Genomic DNA, 17,831 nt, shown 5'->3' on the forward strand with positions numbered 1-17,831 from the left:
CGCCCCTCTCTTACCAGGTAAAGCTCACGCGAATCCCATTGAGCTCGCCGACCGACGGAGACACCATGACGTCGTGTTTGGCGAGCAGTCCGCTCTCGCCGTCGAACCCAAAATATAGCCATTTGGGCAGGACATAGCCGGAGAGCACCCCGATCGCCGCGCCGGCGAGCACATCGCTCATATAATGTTTGTGGGCGACCATGCGCAGCACGCCGGTGGCGGTGGCCGCGCTCAGCGCGGTATAGCAGGCGATGTCGTCCCAGGCGCCGCCCAGCGGGTTGAGCATCTCGTGGTTCAAGCAAACCAGCCCCGCGCCCGCAAACGCCATGCTGGTATGACCGCTGGGGAAACTCAGCGCTTCGCGGTCCTCGCAATCCTCGCCGGGGCTATCCCAACACGCATCCAGCGGCGGACGCGCGCGCCCAACCGTATATTTGAGCGCCGTGGTGGCAAAGAACGCCACCGCCATCGACTGCATATTGATCGCTGTCATGCGCGTGGCGACGCTGGCATCATCGCCTTTATACCAGAGCAGCGCGGGCTCGATGATCAACGGCGCCGCGATCAGCGAGCCGACCAGCACATCACTGGTGAGCGCTGCCAGGTCCCTGCCCTGCGGGCTGCTCGCCCGCAGGCTCTCGTGCACGAAGCCGTCCAGCAAGATGGGGCCGCGCCAATTGGGCGTCTCGACCGGGTCGACCGCGAGGTTGATCACCGCCGCGCTGGCGCCCAATAAGCCGGTCACGCCGAGCCCCAACAGCCCCGGACGCCCCCATTCGGAGGACCAGGTCGGCACCGGAAGCGTGTCCTCTTTGGGGCCAACCCTCGTGCTAATCTGCGCATCTTCGGATTCGGAGGCAGGAATACTTGCCTCCGATGAAACCGCGTCGGCAGCCAGGCTCTCGGAATCACTGGCGAGGTCTTGACCGAATAATTGGCCGGGGAGGAGTGTCAGTTGCAGACAAATAAATAAGGAAAAAAGGGCGCCAAAGCGCTGCGTACTACGCATATATTTCCTGGTTGCTTGGATATTTCACGGAGGCAAACGAAGGGTTCTTCGTGGCTTTGATTACGATCTTCTTCGAGACAGGGCCTCGATTCAGGCTGGCGAACAAAACCTCTAACAGCTTGAAATTAAAGAGTTATTTCAACTTTATACAAATACTTAATTTCAGCAACCCCGCGATGAGGTCTCAACGCCGGGCGACAAACGCGACGCAGTTCACCAAACGCTGCTGAATGATAGCAGCTGAATCGGCGCGCTCGTGGGGGTGAGGGCGGCGTCATCGTCGGCGAAGAAGGGGTCGCCGTCGTCGAGCCCAAAATAGAGCACCTTGGGGAGCACATAGCCGGCGGCGAGCCCGAGGGCCGCGCCGATGAGGACATCGGTCGAATAGTGCTGGTGAGCGACCATGCGCAGCACGCCGGTGCTCAAGGCCGCGCCCAGCGCGGTATAGCAGGCGACGTTATCCCAGGCGTTCTCCAGCGGGCTGAAGACCTCGTGGTTCATGCAGATCAGGCCCGCGCCTACGAAGGCCATGGAGGTATGCCCGCTGGGAAAACTGACGGCTTCGCGCCGGGCGCAGCTCTCGTCGGAGGTCGGGTCGTCCCAGCACTCGCCAATGGGCGGGCGCTGGCGGGCGACCGCGTATTTGATCGCGGATGTGGTGAAGAGCACCAGCGCCATCGACTGGGCGTTGACCAGGGCGAGGCGGCCGGCGGCGGTGGCGTCGTCGCCTTTGAGGTAGAGAAGACCGGGTTCGACGACCAGGGGCGCCGCGATGAGGGAGCCCAGCAGGATATCGCTGATGTGCCCGGCCAGCTCCATCCCTTCGGGGGTCGAGGCGCGCAGGCTTTCGTGCAGGAAGCGGTCCGCGAGAATCGGCCCCCTCCAGCGGGGCTCGGCGTAATTATCAAAGCCGATATTCATGGCGAGCGCGCCGCCAAGCAGAAGGCTGGTCGCCGCGAAGCTGCCCCACCCCGGCTGGCCCCACTGAGCGGCCCAGACCGGCGCCTGGAGCGGGTCTTCGGCGGTGCGAACTTGCGGCATGGCCGGCGCGTCCTGGGCCAACGCGCTGCCGGGCAGCAGCGCGAGGCCGAAGGCGCACAACAAAAGCATAACGAAAAGGCGTTTGAATATCAGCATGGGGCTCCGCGATGCGGCGATTTATTTAGCCATCAAAAGTTCAGGATTCGTTCATCGATTCGGCGGTGCGATCGCCTGTGGGCGGCGTCGAAAATTCGGGCGCGCCGGCGATGCCGAAGCGTGCCGCCCACCCGCGATCCAGATAATAACCGAGCATCCAGGTCACCAGCGCCCAGCTCAAACCGAGGGTCCAACCGCCGAGAATATCGGTGGGATAATGCACCCCCATGGCCAGGCGTGTCCAGCCGATGAGCACGATCATGGTGACCGCCGCGCTCATAATATAGATCTTCTGCAACCGCCCCCGGTAGTGCTGGGCGAGCATCAGCGCCAGCGTGGTGAAGATGACCGCGGTGATCGTGGCGTGCCCGCTGGGAAAGCTCCAGGAGGTCTCGGGCATCAGGTGCGGCACGATCTCGGGGCGAAGGCGCTGCACCGTATATTTGAAGGTATAGCCCAGCGCGGCGCCGCCGATGACCGCAAATCCCAGGCGCACGGTGTAGCGCAGGCGGTCGGTGAGCAGAAAAAAGCCCATCAGCATGCCCACCCACACGGTCACCACCGACGAGCCGCCCATCGACGTGAGCTGGAGCACCGCGTGCTCCACGGCCCCCGGGCCGATCACATGCTCAAGCTCGGGCCCCTGACGAAAGGAGCGCAGGATGGTCGCGTCCATGCCGGCGACAAAGCCCGGCGTGAGCCACTCGGCGACGCCAAGCCCAGCCCAGACAAGCCCCAGGACGGTGAGAAACCCCAGCACGACCCGCGTCTCGAAGCGGCTGCGCATGGTCTGAAAAAGACCCGCGCGGGCGTCGGCTTCTGCAATTAGTGTACGACTCTTCATAGGATTCCAATCGAGTAAAAATACTGCTGCGATGATCTTCTACAGAATAAAACGACGTTCTGAGCGTCTGGTCATTTAGATAGAATGTCTTAGCGCGTCAAATTTTGATATAGACCAGATAACGCCTCAGCAATCGCCCAATTTGCCCCAAATCCGACTCCTCGCGGGTCCAATCGCTTCCAAGCCACGATCGCCATGAAAAAATATTATTTTATCTATTTGGCCGCCCTGCTCTTCAGCCCCCTCTCGGCTTGCTCCTGCGAAGGCGACCACGACGCTGAGTGGAACCTCGACGACGAGTGGCCGGAGGCCGACGCCGGCGAAGAGGATATCCTCGAAGACGATACCGCCGAGGAGCAAGACGCCAAAGATGAGCCGATCGAGCCCTGGGAGCCCGAAGAGGTCGAGCCGGATATCCCCTACGACCACGCGCTCACCGACCGCACGAGCCTGGACGTGGACCCGGACGGGACGCTGTGGCTTGGCTATCATTATTGCAGCGATCTGTCCTGCTCCGAGCCGATGCTGCGGGTGATGCATAAGCGGGTTGGCCAGGACTGGGTGGGCGAGGATATCGCCATCCATGAGGGGATCTTCGGGGTCAACGTGATCATGGCCGACGAGCCGATCGTGGTGTACCCGGACAGCTTCGAGCCGGTCTACCGGGTCAAATCGCGCACGAGTGATGGGCAGTGGGAAAGCTATGATTTCCCGGTGCCGCGCGGCGATCAGATGGAATATGACGGCTTTGATGTCACCGAAAATGGCCACAGTTATTTCATCACCTTCGCCCCCGACAACGCGCCTCAGGTCTCGCTATTCACTCTCGACGTCGCCGCGAGCGCGCCGACCTGGCGAGAGCTGAGCCCGCTGGAGATTCAGGACTCCCAGGCTGCCATGGAGGACGGGCTGCAGACCGACGAGGACAATGTCTACCTGGTCAACCTAAGCGGCGAGACCGGGATCTACGGCGTGTATCGCTACGATCAGGAGCTCGACCAATGGCCGCAAACCGCCGAACTTCAGACCTATACCGACCTCTTCGTGCACTCGCTGGCCATCACCCAAAACTTTGGGCTGTGCATGAGCGGCAATTATCAGGGCGGCACCAATGTCGAGACGCTGCTGGTGACCTGCGGGTCGATGGATGACCTGACCCTGGAGGTCAAAGACTTCGGCGAGGGGTCGCTGTCGGCCGAGACGCCGTCGTCGATCATTGAGGGCAATGACGGCACGGTGTATGTGGCGTTTAACCCGCCGGGCAACCGTGAGCTGCGCGTGGCGAGTCGACGACCGAACACCCCGGTGTGGGAGGTCGAGACGGTGTATAACGGGCCGTCCTACGGCATCTCGACCGCGATTGACCACTCCGGCGACCTGGTCATCTCGTTTTATACCTGCGACGACGAAGACAGGTGCAGCCTGAAGGTTTTGTGGGAGACGATGGACTGATGCGAGGCGCTCCCCCGCGAACCCGCGGGGGAAAACGAGCTTTTTAGTCCGCCAAATGGCCGATATCGCCGGTCTGCACGCGCCACAGACGCGCGTAATCGCCGTTGGCCGCGATCAACTCATCGTGGGAGCCCTGCTCGGCGATGCCGCCCTTGTCCAGGACGACGATGAAGTCGGCGTTTCGCACCGTGGAGAGGCGATGGGCGATGATGAGGGTGGTGCGGTCGCGGGTGACGCGGTTTAGCGAGCGCTGGATGGCGGCTTCGGTGTCGTTATCGACGGCCGAGGTCGCCTCGTCGAAGATGAGGATGGGCGGGTTTTTGAGCAGCGCGCGCGCGATCGACAGCCGTTGGCGCTGGCCACCGCTCAAGGTCTCGCCGCGCTCGCCGACCATGGTCTGGTAGCCCTGAGGAAGCTGGGCGATGAACTCGTCGGCCTCGGCGAGTGTGGCGGCGCGCTCGATCTCCTCGGCGGAGGCATCGAAGGTGCCGTAGCCGATATTATCGCTCACGGTGCCGTGAAACAGAAAAACCTGCTGGCTGACCAGGCCGATGGCGCGGCGAAGATCGGTGAGGTCAAGCTTCGAGATATCGGTCTCGTCGACGCTGAGCTTGCCGGATTGCGGCTCATAAAAGCGCAGCAAAAGATTGATGAGCGTGGTCTTTCCGGAGCCGGTCGCCCCCACGATGCCCACGGTCGCGCCGGCGGGAATCTTGAGGTCGAAATTCTTCAGGATGGGGTCGCGGTTGGGGTATCCGAAGGTGATATTGTCGAAATGCACCGCCCCGGCGACCTGCGCCGGCTCGAGCGATTGCTCGCCATTGTCGATGCGAATCGGCGTCTCGAGCAGGTCCATGACGCGGTTGGTCGAGGCCATCGCGCGCTGGTAGAGGTCGAAGGTCTCGCCCAGGCGCGTCAGCGGCCAGAGCAGCCGCTGGGTCATAAATACGAGCACCGTATACACGCCGACCGGCAATTCGCCCTCCAGGGCGAGGTGGCCGCCGTAGACCAGCGTGGCGATGAACCCCAGCACGATGACCATGCGGATCAGCGGAGAGAACGCCGAACTCAGCACGATCGCCTTGCGATTGGCCTCGCGATAATCCGAGCTCACGTGCTCGATGCGCGCGCGCTCGTAGTCCTCGGTGGTGAAGCTCTTGATGGTCGCGATGCCCGACAGATTATTGGCGAGCTGCCCGTTGAGCAGGCCGACCTGCTCGCGCACGTGGGCGTAGCGCGGGGCGAGCAAACGCTGGAATTTGAAGGAGCCCCAGAGGATCAACGGGATGGGCGCCATCGCCATCCAGGCCACGCCCGGGGCCAAAATAAAGAACGCCGCCGAGACCACCAGCGCGGTGGTCATCACCGAGATCAACTGGTCGGCGCCGGCGTCCAAGAAACGCTCAAGCTGATTGATATCGTCGTTGAGGATCGACAGCAGCCCGCCGCTGGATTGCTCGTGAAAATAGGCCAACTCGAGGTCTTGGATATGCGCGTAGGCGTCCAGGCGAAGTTCGTGCTGGATGGTCTGGGCGAGGTTTCGCCACAGCCAGGCCTGCGCGTATTGGAAGACGGATTCAAGCCCCCAGATAAGCAGCGTCGCGCCGGCCAACCACACCAATTGGCTGAAGACATCGGTGACGCCGAGCGCCGCGATGATCGAGTCCTCGCGCTTGACCACCACGTCGATCGCCGCGCCGATGAGCACCGGCGGGGCGAGGTCGAAGATCTTATTGAGGACCGAGGCCGTGATGGCCATCCAAATAAAGCGGCGCTGGGTGCGCGCGTAGGAGAAAAGACGACCGAGCGGTCGTTTATTCGAGGTTATCACGGGGTTGGATGCCATAGTGCACTGCCTGCGGGGCCGCCCGGAGCGGGCGCAAAGATGCGCTGCGCCGTGAGGCCCGCTGTCGTTTTTCAGAAGATATCAGTCGAAATAATCGAGGATGCGCCGCTCATGCGAGGCGCCACGCGCGCGGCCGTGGGCCCACTCGCGCAGGGCCTTAATCTCATCCTCATACGTTCGGTAGAGCGGAATAATTTCACGCGCGGCAAATTCGAGGTCTTCGGCCTCGATATCGCGCTGATGCTCGAAGGCGACGTACATCGCGTCGATGACAACTTGCTCGACCTCGGCGCCCGAGAAATGCTCGGTGCGCGCGGCGAGCTCCTGCAAAACGGCGTCGTCGAAATGACGGCCGCGCCGATGCAGGTGAATGCGGAAGATATCGACGCGCTCGTGGGGGTCGGGGAGGTCGACAAAAAAGATCTCGTCGAAGCGCCCTTTTCGCAGCATCTCGGGCGGCAGCGCGGTGACATCGTTGGCGGTGGCGACGAGAAATACCGGCGCGGTCTTCTCCTGCTGCCAGGTCAAAAGCGAGCCGAGCACCCGCGCGGTGCTGGCGTCTGCGCCCTCGCCAAAGCCCTTCTCGATCTCGTCCATCCACAACACACAGGGCGCGACGGCCTCGGCGGTGCGCAGCGCCTGGCGAAGCGCGTCCTCGGGCGAGCGCTTGCCGTCGAAGATGACGCCCAGGTCCAGGCGCAAAAGCGGTAGCCCCCAATAGCGCGCCACGGCCTTGGCGCTCAGGCTCTTGCCGCAGCCCTGCACGCCCAGAAGCAACAGCCCCTTGGGCGACGGCAGCCCGAAGGCGCTGGCCTCCTCGCTGAAGGCGCGCTTTCGCTCGGCCAGCCAGCGCTTGAGCGCGTCCAGCCCGCCGACGTCGCCCAAGCCCTGCTCCAAGGGGAAGAATTCGAGGATATCGCTCGCCCCAATCAGGCGCTGCTTTTCGCGCAGAATCGAGGTCTCGAGGTCGAAAGGTTGGTTGCGCTGGAGCGCCTCTTCGTATTGGCTTCGCACGCGGTGAAACGCGCGAAACGCCTGGCGGGCGGTGAGCCCGACGGCGCCGTCGACCAGGGCCTCGTGATTGATATGGGGAAATTGCTCGGGCGGAAAGATATTGTCGCAATCACGCCGAATCACCGCTCGCCCGGGCAGCGGCATCTCGATATGCGTGAGGTCTTTTTGCAGCTCGGCGGCCTCGATCTTAAGCGGGCCGAGAAAGACGATGGTCTTTCGGGCGGCGGCGCAGTGGCCCTCCATCTCGCGCAGCCGACGGCGCACCTCGGGCGCGTCGAGCAGGGCGTGGACATCTTTGAAGACGAAAACGCCCGGGTTGGCATCTTTGCTCACGGCGTCGAGCGCATCGGCCAAACTCCCCGGGTTGGGGCTTCCATCAAAGCCGGTCAGCGGACTCCAGGTGTGCAGCGCGCGATTGTCGGCCCCCGCCAGGGTCCGTAAAATCGCCTGCGCCCGCTCCTCCTCGAAGGTTTGCAGATGGATCAGCGCGTAGGGGGCGCGAAGCAGCGCGCGGAGTTCGCGCAAGAATTGAGCATGAGGAGGACTGTGCATAATCGGAGCAACCGGGGTGATCAGGGTCGATTCAGCGGTTATAATACTCCACGACCCGATAATCGTCACCCACTAACACCCCACGGGTGTCTTCGCGCCACTTTTTTTTTAATTCCGGATAGTTATCCAGATAATCCCCGGAAGTCAGCGGCGCATCCAATAATATCTTGGCCGAGATGCCGCGCCCCTTGGGCTGCACCACGATGATCCCGATATTTCGCTTGGCGCAGGTGTCTTCCATGATGCCATTATAGGACTCATCCCCGGCGCGAAACTCATCCAAAGGCAGCGCGATCCAGCTCGCGTTGGCCTGGACGTCGTCCAGGCTCAAGATTCCCCGTTCCATGTCGAATAAGCAGGTGTCAAATTCGGTGACCAGGCGCACCGAGTGCAAGGAGGTGCGGTCTTCGGCGAGGAAGACCAGGTCGACGGTGCCATCCGTCGGGCTCTTCTGAGCATCTGCGCTCTTGTGCACGACAAAGAGGCCGTTGTCCCGCCCCGTCTCGCGCTCAAAAAGACGCTCAATCGGCTCAATCATTTCTTCGCGGCTAAATGACTCTTCGGTCATAGGTTAATTCCTCCTGAGAACTGCATCAATAGAATCGGTCAAGTCGTGGATTCTTGGCCCAACAGCCCAACGAACCCATCGACATCGTGCCAAACCTAAACACGCGATGCAAAAAGTCTACTTCTCAGATAGGATTTAACGATGAAGCCGCCCAAAACCGGGGTCTCAGGCGGCTCCAAGGCCGATCAGGCGCCGTGCAAGATATGCATAATATCGCCGTCCTTGACGATATAACCCTTGCCCTCAACCCGGAGTTTACCGGCGGCCTTGATGTTGGCCTCGCTGCCGTGCTCCTGGAGCGCCTCAACGGTATAGACCTCGGCGCGGATGAACTTCTTCTCAAAATCGGTATGGATGGCGCCGGCGGCCTGCGGGGCGGTCGCGCCGACCGGGATGGTCCAGGCGCGCACTTCGACCTCACCGGCGGTGAAGAAGCTCTGCAGGCCAAGCAAGGAATAGGTCGCGCGGATCAGCACGTTGAGCGCCGGCTCGGCGATCCCAAGCCCCTCAAGCATCTCATTCTTCTCGGCCTCGTCGAGCTCGGCGAGCTCGGACTCGATCGAGCCGCAGACCACGACCACGTCGCTGCCCTCGGCGGCGGCCAGGTCACGCAACGTCTGGACATATTTCGCCTCGCCGTCGAGGTCATCCTCGGCGACGTTGGCGACGTAGAGCACCGGCTTGGTGGTGAGCAAATGGCAGTCGTGGGCGAGCTTGGCCTCTTCTTCGCTATACTCAAGCGAGCGCGCGGGGCGGCCTTCGTTGAGCGCCTCACTGATGCGCTCGAGCACCTTGACCCGCGCCACCTCGACCTTGTCCTGGCCGCGCGCGGCCCGGCGCGACTTCTCCAGACGCTTCTCCACCGTCGTCATATCGGCGAGGATAAGCTCGGTGTTGATGATGTCGACGTCGCGCGCGGGGTCCACGCTTCCCTCGACGTGGACGACATCGGAGTCCTCAAAGCAGCGCACGACGTGCAGAATCGCGTCGACCTCACGGATATTGGCCAGGAATTTATTGCCCAGCCCCTCGCCCTTCGACGCGCCCTTAACCAGCCCGGCGATGTCCAAGATCTCGACCACCGTCGGGATCACCTTGAGCGTGGTGATATGCTCGCAGATAATGTCCATGCGCGGGTCGGGAACCGGGACGATGCCGACGTTCGGGTCGATCGTGCAGAAGGGGTAGTTCGCGGACTCCGCCCCTGCCTCTGTTAACGCATTGAAGATCGTCGATTTTCCAACGTTGGGAAGCCCAACCACACCTGCTGAAACGCTCATGAGGATAAATCTCGATAAGTACAAAATTTGTGGGAGTTCCAGGCTCAACCCGATTCATCGCGAATCGAGAATCCCGGATTGATTGTCAACGCCGCAGTGGATAATGGAATTCCCCTCGAATGTGAAGCCACATGGTCCTATAATAAGTTTTTTATCCCCCTCACTCCGGTATAAAGATGGCTGTCGATCCCGTGATTCACGCGCATATGGCGTATCTGGTTCAGTGTGAAAAGAAAGACCTCGAGGTGGCCGAGAAGCTCGAGGAGGACATCGCGCTGTGGAAAAAACGCGTCGGACTGGCCCGCGAGCGCGGCGAAGACGAGCTCGCCGAGCAGGCGCGCGAGCGCGCGCTGGCGCTGATCGCCGAGCGCCGCGCGCTGCAGACCCGCCTGGACATGATCGCCAATGAGAAGGATATCCTTCGGCGCGAGAGCCGCCGCCCCCACGGGCGCGAGCTGGAATACGCCGAGGAATTATTGCGCCGCTGGCAAGAGAGCGGCCTGGTGGACCCGGAGAAGGCGGCGCTCGACGAGGAATTCGACAAGCTCGACAGCGAGCAGGCGCTGGCGGAGCTGCACGAGGAAATCGTGGGAACGCTCGACGATGACTCGCTGGCCAATGAGGTTGTCTTGTCGGACCCGGACGCCCTGGGTAGCCCTGAGCCCGATGATCTTAGATAAGATCACCGGCGCCGCTCCGCTCGAAGCCTCGCCCGAAGTCTGACTTCGGGCGAGGCTTTTTCATGCCAGCTACCCACTCGCTAATTCGGCGCAAATCAACTAGAAGAAAACAGGCAAAACAACGCGATTATTTGTTTTATATCTCTCAGAAATATATAGTCACTCCCGAGAAAATCATCTCACGCCCCAGTCACCGCCATGGCGACCCCGGCGCTCAGCTTGGCTACTCACTAGGCGGGTTTGTTGTCCTCGACCGATTGGAAGTACCCCATGAATAACAATCTTCATCGCCTCGCGCTCACGATTTTGCTCTTTCTCGCTCGGCAGCTCAGGCTGCGCGATTTTGGACGCGATGAGTGGCGCTGAAGATGATAAAGGCGGCCCCGACGCGACTTCATCTGACGCCGGCAACCTAGACGCGGGCGATACCGAGCTTTCAGACACCAGCGAGCCCGACGCCGATCTTCCCGACGCGGGCGACGCGGGCGACGCGGGCGACGCGGGCGACGCGGGCGACGCGGCATTGCCCGACGCGGACGGTGACGCGAGCGACACCGACACCAACAGCGACTCCGGCGAGACCTGCGCGCCGACGACCTGTGGCCCGTGCGGGCTCGGCCGCATCATCTGCGGCCAGGCGTCCGACGAAGCCGTCTGCGTGCACCCGGACGCTATTCTTGAAGGGGTGAACGAGGCGCAGTGCGCCCAGAGACTTCTCTTTGTCGATCCTGCGGTAGACATCGATGATGGCACCCATGCCGGCACACAAACGCACCCCTATAAAACCTATCAAAGGGCCCGCCAGGAAGCCTCGGAAGGCCAAATAATCATTCTTCGCCAAGAGCCCGGCGTGACGTATGAGGAAGGGTTGGTGGTCAAAAACGGCGTCTCGGTGGTCGGCGGATTTTCGCGCGGCGACGACGGATTTGAATGGTATCCGACCAACGAACCGTCGCGATTTGGGGTGCCATCAACGACAATTTCCCCGCATATCTTTGGCTTGAGGGCCGTGGGCATTGACTCCGCCACGGTCATCGCCAATATCAGCCTGCGCACCACGAACGCACGGACCGGGGGTAGCAATTACGGCGCCTATATCCTCAACACGAGCGAGCTCACGCTGCGCGGGGTGTCGGTGGTAAGCGGCGCGGGCGGAGATGGCGCAGACGGGGATTCCGGTGCTCAGGGTGCCAATGGAGAGCCCGGCCAGACCGTTCAGGCCAGGCTGGTCGCCCCCAATTCCCCTACCTATGACTATTTCGCGCCGAACTACGGCGGCAAACCCGCGCCAGGCTGCCGCCTCACGGACCGATCTGGCACGGGAGGTCAGGGAGGCCGCGGCGCGAAGAATTTGAGAAAGTCCACAGTGCTGCCCGCCGCGGGCGGCGACGGAGCCCTGCTTTTGAGTTCGCTCGATGAAAACGGAGGCACGCCCGGGACCTACATAGATATGAACGGCGGCAACGGCTCCGAGGGCGCCGACCGTGTTCTCTCGGGCGCCAGCGGCACGGGGGCGCGTCGGCGGGCGAACTCTCGGCTGCCAGCCTATGGCGCCCGATCGGCGTTGGTACGCCGGGGGCAGCGGGCCCAATTGGGCAAGGCGGCGGCGGCGGCGGCGGCGCCGATAAAGCAAGCCATATTATCGCCAGCGCTCCGGGTGGAGGCGGCGGCGGCGGGGGTTGCGGCGGCATTGGCGGTCAGGGAGGCCAGCCCGGCGGCGCCTCCTTCGGTCTATTTCTCGTCGAATCGACAATCGAGATTCAGGACTCCAGCTTTGCTGCGGGACTTGGCGGCAAGGGCGGCAACGGCGGCGCCGGCGGCCCGGGCGGCATGGGAGGCCCGGGTGGAAGCGGCTCGAATTTGCAGGTCGTGACCGCGCGCGACGGCCAAGGATACGCCGTTCAAAGCAACCCGGCCGCCCCGACCTCGGGCGCCGGCGGCCCGGGCGGCATGGGAGGCCCGGGTGGTGGTGGTGGCGGAGGCGCCGGCGGCGGCTCCTACGGCGCCTATTGTTTCGGCAACAACCTCTTGAGGAAAGTAGGCTCGGTAACCTTTGCCAAGCAGCGCAATAGCCTGGGCGGCACCGGCGGCGATGGTCCCTCCATCAGCAATCACCACGGCGCCCCAGGCACGTCGAAACTAAGCGTCGGCTGCCTGACCGATTGACCCTGGCAGCATCGAGAAGCCCCGCCCGAAGTCTGACTTCGGGCGGGGCTTTTGCGCTCTCACTGCATCAACGCTGAAGACTCACTGCTCCAAAAACGCCCGCAAAAGCTCCACCGTGGCGTAGAGGTCGTCTTTGTGCACGGTCTCCGTCACCGTGTGGATATAGCGCGTCGGGATGCTCAACGCGATGGCCCGCGCCCCGCTGCGCGCGCGCTGCAAGGCCGCGGCGTCGGTGCCGCCCAGCGGCAGGATCTCCATCTGATAGTTGATCTTTTTGGCCTCGGCCAGATCGATGAATTCGTCGACCAACTCGCGATTGCTGATGGCGTAGGAGTCCATGATCTTAATCGCCACGCCGTCGCCCAGGTTCGTGATCTGGTGCTCGCCGGGGACGCCGGGGATGTCGACCGCGAGCGTGGTGTCCACGCCGATGCCGATATCCGGCGAGATGCCGTAGGCCGAGGTGGTCGCGCCGCGGATGCCGATCTCTTCCTGCACGGTGAAGACGACGTAGATATCGTAGGCCGACTTCGCCTCGCTCAGCGCCTCGAGCAGGCGCACGCCCACCCAGCAAGCCACGCGGTTATCCAGGCATTTACCGCTGACCATATCGCCCATTTCGACGAACTCCTGGACCAGGGTCACCGGGTCACCCGGGCGAATCTTGGCCTTCACCTCGTCTTTGGGAAGCCCGGTGTCCACGAAAAACTCGTGCATCTTCGGGATCTTATTGCGCTCGTCGGCGTCGGCGATATGAATCGGTTTGCCGCTCGGGTTCAGGTTCCCCAGAATCTCGCCGCCGTCGCGGGTCTGGATGCGCACCCGGCGCGCGAAGAGGTTTCGGAAGTCGAACCCGCCCAATTGCTGCAGGCGAATAAAACCGTTGTCATCCACCGAGCGCACATAAAAAGCGATCTCGTCCATATGACAGGCGAGCATCACTTTTTTGGCCTTCTCGTCGCCCTTGATCGTCGGCTTGACCCGGCAAATCAGGTTCCCCATCGGGTCGACCGACACCTCGTCGGCGAGGCCATCGACCTTGCTGCGAATATAATCGCGCACTTTTTCTTCGCGTCCGGGCGCGCCAGGAAGTTCCGAGAGAATCTTGAGCATATCCATGATAAAAACTCCAAAATATGGGTCGTTTAGTGGGGAAAATCAGCGCAAAAATAACTAGGTATCTACGCGAGGTGACGAGGTGACGCTCACTGGCTGAAGTCGCGTCTAAAGGTGTCCGGTGGGGCGAGCGATTGCCTTATTTCTCGGACCAAATATTGCGGGGCAGCACGCCGGTGTGGTCAGCGTCGGCCATGGCATCCGCGTCGGTCTTCAGGGCGAGGACCCGGAAGATATCGACATGCTCGCTCTTACCTTTGAGCTTGGTCGGGGGCAATTTTTCGACCTGCAGCTGCTCGGAAACCTCGGCGTAGGTATTCTCGCCGATGAGGATCTCGCCGGGGCCGGCGGCCGAGCAGAAGCGCGCGGCGGTGTTCACCACGTCGCCCATCACGGTATAATTCATGCTCTTGCTCGAGCCCATATACCCCGCCACGACCTCGCCGGTGTTCAGGCCGATGCCGATATCAAAGACCCGCTCGCCCTTGGCGGCCAGCAGCGCGTTATACTCGCCCATCACCCGCTGCATCTCGACCGCGCAGCGCACCGCGCGAATCGTGTCGTCCGGGTGCCCAATCGGCGCGCCCCACACGGCCATGATCTCGTCGCCGATAAATTTATCCAGTGTGCCCTCTTCGCCGAAGATGATGTCGACCATCAGCTCGAAATACTCGTTGATGCTGTCGACGACCTCGCGCGGCGGCAGCTTCTCGCTGGCGGCGGTGAAGTTGCGGATATCGGCAAAGAGCACGGTCGCGCGGCGAAGCTCCCCGCCGCGCTTGACCTCCAGGCGCCCGCTGACGACCTCCTCGACGAGTTGGGGCGACAGCAGCCGGCGCATCTTCTCGCGCACGACGATGTCGGCCTCGATCTTCTTGAGCATCTGGTGGTGGCGCACCATCGCCGCCGCCTGGCGGGCGAAGCCGGTCAGGATCTGCAGGTCCTTCTCGGTGAACGCGCCGCTGGCGAGCTTGGAGTCCAGATGAATCACCCCGAGCACGGTGTCCTCGTGCAAAAGCGGCACGCTCATGGTGCTTCGAATCTGGCCGAGCATGATCGAGTGGCTTCCTGAGAAGCGCGAGTCGGTCATCGCGTCGCTCGAGAGCACCGCCTGCTTCTCCTCACAAACCTCGTTGAGGATGGTCTGGCTGATGCGCACATCATCGACCTCGCCGGCCTCGCCCTGGCGCGACTTCACGACCATGGGCACCAGCTCGCTGGTGTCTTCGTTGCGCAACAAAATCACGCCGCGGTCGGCCGGGAAGATCTCAAAGGCCTTGTCGAGGATCTTCTGGAGCAAGACCTCTAGGTCCATCTCCACGCCGATGGACTGGCTCAACTCGTGGGCGATGCGCAGTTTTTCATAGTCGCGCCGCAGCGTTTTTTCGTCGCATAGCGCGGCCTCGGGCAAGAATCGGTCGTCGCCCTGATGCGCAAATTTATTGTGAATATGCGACTGCACCGCGTCGGCGTGAATCGTGACGCGACCGCCACGGGCCTGGGTAAACGAGTCGGTCGTGGGCTCCTTATCGGCCTTAAAGAACAGCTCGGTCGAGCCCAGCGTAATCCGGTCACCGTCGCGAAGTTGGTGGCGCTCCTGAATCAGCGAGCCGTTGACATAGCTGCCGTTTCGACTGCCCCCGTCGATGAGCGCGAAGCCCCCGCCCGGGGTCGCCACGATCACGGCATGTTGCTTGGAGACCACCCGGTCCAGGATCTGAATCGCTTGGTCCGGGTGACGCCCGATCGGATTTCTGGCCGCCAAGCGGTGCTCACGCAACACCCCTCGCGCATCCCGATATGACAATTTCGCCATTGATTAAGCCCAAAACAACGGTTCTCGGTGAAGAACAACTCGACACCCTGACAGGCAATCGCTTCGACGCTGCTCGCGCGCCGGACGCCAACTTCGGCCTCCCTGCGCCCCGAGCAAGCGCAATCATATACCCTGCAAAAGAAATAGAACAATTCTCACATATACGCCAATCCCAACCCGAAAATAATCCAATGCCCGCCGATGATATCGTCGGCGAAAAAGCCGCCATCGGAGCTAAAGAAATTCAGCGGAAGTCGGTAGCTCAGGCTCATCTCCAGCGGCAGCTTCGTCCACCCCTCGGGCAATAGGGTCATGCCGACCCCGGGGGCGAGCCCGGCGAAGAAAGTCGGGTCGACGTTGAGGTGCTTGATGCCGGTGAAGACCGAATTGCGCGCGTCGATGCTGAAGCGGGCCGCCCAGCGCCAGTGAAAACTATAGGCGTAGTCCAGGCTGATCTGGTTGAAATTACTGTCGCCCAGGGTGGTGCGCGCGCCGATGGAGTGGCTGACCAGCCAATTGGCGCGGCTGTCCAACTCCTCCAATAGGTTCACGTGCACGCCGAGCTGGCTGGCGTCGCCGGTGGCCTCCAGGCCGATGTCGATCATCAGTGATTGGTAGGCAAAGGGCGGCGGCGGCACCGGAATCGAGCCGTGCTGCATGCGCATGCTGATGGCCTCGGAGCTATTGGTCTCAAGCCCCGGGGTCACCGTGGCGCGCGCCGGAAGCGTGCGACACACAAAGTTGATGAGCGCGTCGGGGTTGGCGCAGTTGTCGTCGCGCGCCGCGCCGGCCGAGGAACGGTGCCCCGAAGGCTGCGCGTTCGGCGCCTCATAAAGCGTGCCGTCAAGGGCCCAGTCGACCAGGCTCGCCGAGGAGGTCGCGATGAGCAGGCCGCGTTGATGCTGAAGCAGGCAATTGGTCACCAGGCGCGGAGACGGCGTGCCGTGGGCGAGCTCATTCCAATTGCAATCGACAAAACTCGGCAGCAGCTGGGGCCCGAGCATATACGTGTCGCCGTAGGCCAAAAACGGATACTCGCCGCTGCGGGTTTGCAGCAGGGCGACGACGCCGTTCTTATTGTCGGAGTTATGCTCGTAGCGCACGACCTCGAGCTGGCCCTTGGCGCGGATGGTGCGCATATGCCCGGCGGCCAGGCCGTCCTGCAAAAAGTGCAGGCCCACGCCCTCTAAGACCAGCGAGGTGGTCGCGGCGCTCACGCCGTCGAGCAGCGCGCGGCGCGGCGCGGCGTTCTGCGGGGCGTCATCGGCCAGCAGCGCGGCGAGCATCGATTGCACCGGCGCGACCAACTTCGGGTCGGCGCGCCTTTGCCACTCGAGCAGGCGTTTATGCACCGACTCGCGCATCATATCGCAGCCGCGCTGGGCGCGAATCGTCTCGCTCAGCCCGCCCCAATCGATCGCGCTATATTCGGGCATATCGTCGGCGAGGTCCTCCAATTGGTCGACGCTGAAGTCGATCAGATCTTCGCAGGTATAGCGCGCCGTCGACACCGCCGCGGAGTGAAAGCCGAGCCACGCACCGAAGGAGTATTTGCCGAAATGGTCGTGGTTTCGAAGCACCAGGTCGAGATAATGCGGATTGATAAAGCTATAGATCGCCGAGGGGTCCGACGGCCCAGTGGGCACCGGCGCGTGGGTCAGCGGGCTGAGCAAATTCCCCGGCACGGCCTCCAACCCGTGTTTGTCGAAGCGATTCAACGTGACCTCGATATCGGCCTCGACCCGGCGCCACGGCACCATCTCGCTGTCTTGGCAGGCCTTATGCGCCACGGCGCCGATGACACCGCCGGCGTCGCCGTCATCGGCGGTCAACCATTTCCAGGTATTAAACGCCAGGCCAAAGCGCCCAAGCCGCGGAAGCCCGCGCACCGGTCCGTAGCGCGACAGATGGTCGGGCAGCGCGACAAAATCGCCGAAGGTCGCCGCGATCTCTTCGCTCTCGGCCGGCGGCCCGCTTAAGCGGTTCAGCCCGGCTTCTGCCTGCTTATACCCATCCTCACAATAGCGGCGCTCCCAGCGCTCCGGGCACACCAGCCCGAGGGCCAGATAGCGGGTCATCGTCTCATAGGAGGCATCCCCCGCCTCAATGCGCGCGGCCAGACGGGTCTGCGCGTCCAGGCAGGCGCGGTCTCCCAGAAAGGAGTGCTCAAGATAGTCGTAGGCCTGCGCGGTCGACCCGCTCATCAGCAGGATGCTCAGGGTCAGCAGGCCCCCCAACAGGCATTTGCGATAATTTGTAACGAAGCGGTGCGTGCGGTGCATAGATATTGGCGAAAGAGTCTTCAAATTCGGAGAGGCTCCGTGGGAGTGACGGCCTCCCACCCATACGCC

The 17,831-nt window shown here is 62.5% G+C and carries 14 protein-coding genes; 4 read left to right on the top strand and 10 right to left on the bottom strand.

The window, feature by feature from the left end; genetic code table 11:
- Positions 1-10: 10 nt before the first annotated feature.
- The 3 genes from DN745_RS15195 to DN745_RS15210 all read right to left on the bottom strand — a co-directional run bounded on the left by DN745_RS15195 (position 11) and on the right by DN745_RS15210 (position 2,990).
- Positions 11-1,009, bottom strand: a complete 999-nt coding sequence (locus tag DN745_RS15195; RefSeq protein WP_111336133.1) for a phosphatase PAP2 family protein — start codon at positions 1,007-1,009, stop codon at positions 11-13.
- A 213-nt stretch (positions 1,010-1,222) separates the two neighbouring features.
- Positions 1,223-2,146, bottom strand: a complete 924-nt coding sequence (locus DN745_RS15205; protein WP_111336136.1) for a phosphatase PAP2 family protein — start codon at positions 2,144-2,146, stop codon at positions 1,223-1,225.
- Between the two features lie 40 nt (positions 2,147-2,186).
- The gene (locus DN745_RS15210) at positions 2,187-2,990 is read right to left on the bottom strand and encodes a phosphatase PAP2 family protein (RefSeq protein ID WP_111336137.1); all 804 of its coding nucleotides are present in this window, start codon (positions 2,988-2,990) and stop codon (positions 2,187-2,189) included.
- Positions 2,991-3,185: 195 nt separating this feature from the next.
- On the opposite strand from DN745_RS15210, the gene DN745_RS15215 reads away from it, so the two are divergent.
- Positions 3,186-4,442: a hypothetical protein gene (locus DN745_RS15215; RefSeq protein ID WP_111336139.1), complete on the top strand. Its 1,257-nt coding sequence runs from the start codon at positions 3,186-3,188 to the stop codon at positions 4,440-4,442.
- A gap of 43 nt (positions 4,443-4,485) precedes the next feature.
- Here DN745_RS15215 and DN745_RS15220 read toward each other — a convergent pair whose 3' ends face one another.
- From DN745_RS15220 to ychF, 4 genes are all read right to left on the bottom strand, one after another.
- Positions 4,486-6,288, bottom strand: coding sequence for an ABC transporter ATP-binding protein (locus DN745_RS15220; RefSeq protein ID WP_111336140.1), 1,803 nt, complete (start codon positions 6,286-6,288; stop codon positions 4,486-4,488).
- An 81-nt stretch (positions 6,289-6,369) separates the two neighbouring features.
- Positions 6,370-7,854: an AAA family ATPase gene (locus DN745_RS15225; protein WP_111336142.1), complete on the bottom strand. Its 1,485-nt coding sequence runs from the start codon at positions 7,852-7,854 to the stop codon at positions 6,370-6,372.
- Between the two features lie 31 nt (positions 7,855-7,885).
- The gene (locus tag DN745_RS15230; RefSeq protein WP_111336143.1) at positions 7,886-8,422 is read right to left on the bottom strand and encodes a hypothetical protein; all 537 of its coding nucleotides are present in this window, start codon (positions 8,420-8,422) and stop codon (positions 7,886-7,888) included.
- 185 nt (positions 8,423-8,607) lie between these two features.
- Positions 8,608-9,702, bottom strand: a complete 1,095-nt coding sequence (ychF, locus tag DN745_RS15235; RefSeq protein WP_111336145.1) for a redox-regulated ATPase YchF — start codon at positions 9,700-9,702, stop codon at positions 8,608-8,610.
- Between the two features lie 176 nt (positions 9,703-9,878).
- On the opposite strand from ychF, the gene DN745_RS15240 reads away from it, so the two are divergent.
- The 3 genes from DN745_RS15240 (at position 9,879) to DN745_RS20045 (ending at position 12,548) form a co-directional block, all read left to right on the top strand.
- The gene (locus DN745_RS15240) at positions 9,879-10,382 is read left to right on the top strand and encodes a hypothetical protein (protein WP_133622161.1); all 504 of its coding nucleotides are present in this window, start codon (positions 9,879-9,881) and stop codon (positions 10,380-10,382) included.
- A 352-nt stretch (positions 10,383-10,734) separates the two neighbouring features.
- Positions 10,735-12,255 (top strand): hypothetical protein, encoded by a 1,521-nt coding sequence (locus tag DN745_RS20040; RefSeq protein ID WP_162687708.1) that lies wholly within the window; start codon positions 10,735-10,737, stop codon positions 12,253-12,255.
- The gene (locus DN745_RS20045; RefSeq protein WP_162687353.1) at positions 12,213-12,548 is read left to right on the top strand and encodes a hypothetical protein; all 336 of its coding nucleotides are present in this window, start codon (positions 12,213-12,215) and stop codon (positions 12,546-12,548) included. Before DN745_RS20040 ends, DN745_RS20045 begins: the two co-directional genes overlap by 43 nt.
- Positions 12,549-12,629: 81 nt before the next feature.
- Here DN745_RS20045 and DN745_RS15260 read toward each other — a convergent pair whose 3' ends face one another.
- The 3 genes from DN745_RS15260 to DN745_RS15270 form a co-directional block, all read right to left on the bottom strand.
- Positions 12,630-13,667 (bottom strand): M42 family metallopeptidase, encoded by a 1,038-nt coding sequence (locus DN745_RS15260; protein WP_111336151.1) that lies wholly within the window; start codon positions 13,665-13,667, stop codon positions 12,630-12,632.
- Positions 13,668-13,803: 136 nt separating this feature from the next.
- Positions 13,804-15,444 (bottom strand): adenylate/guanylate cyclase domain-containing protein, encoded by a 1,641-nt coding sequence (locus DN745_RS15265; RefSeq protein ID WP_162687709.1) that lies wholly within the window; start codon positions 15,442-15,444, stop codon positions 13,804-13,806.
- A gap of 191 nt (positions 15,445-15,635) precedes the next feature.
- Positions 15,636-17,762 (bottom strand): hypothetical protein, encoded by a 2,127-nt coding sequence (locus tag DN745_RS15270; protein ID WP_111336154.1) that lies wholly within the window; start codon positions 17,760-17,762, stop codon positions 15,636-15,638.
- Positions 17,763-17,831 lie beyond the last annotated feature (69 nt).

Source organism: Bradymonas sediminis, from assembly GCF_003258315.1.
Taxonomy (GTDB): domain Bacteria; phylum Myxococcota_A; class Bradymonadia; order Bradymonadales; family Bradymonadaceae; genus Bradymonas; species Bradymonas sediminis.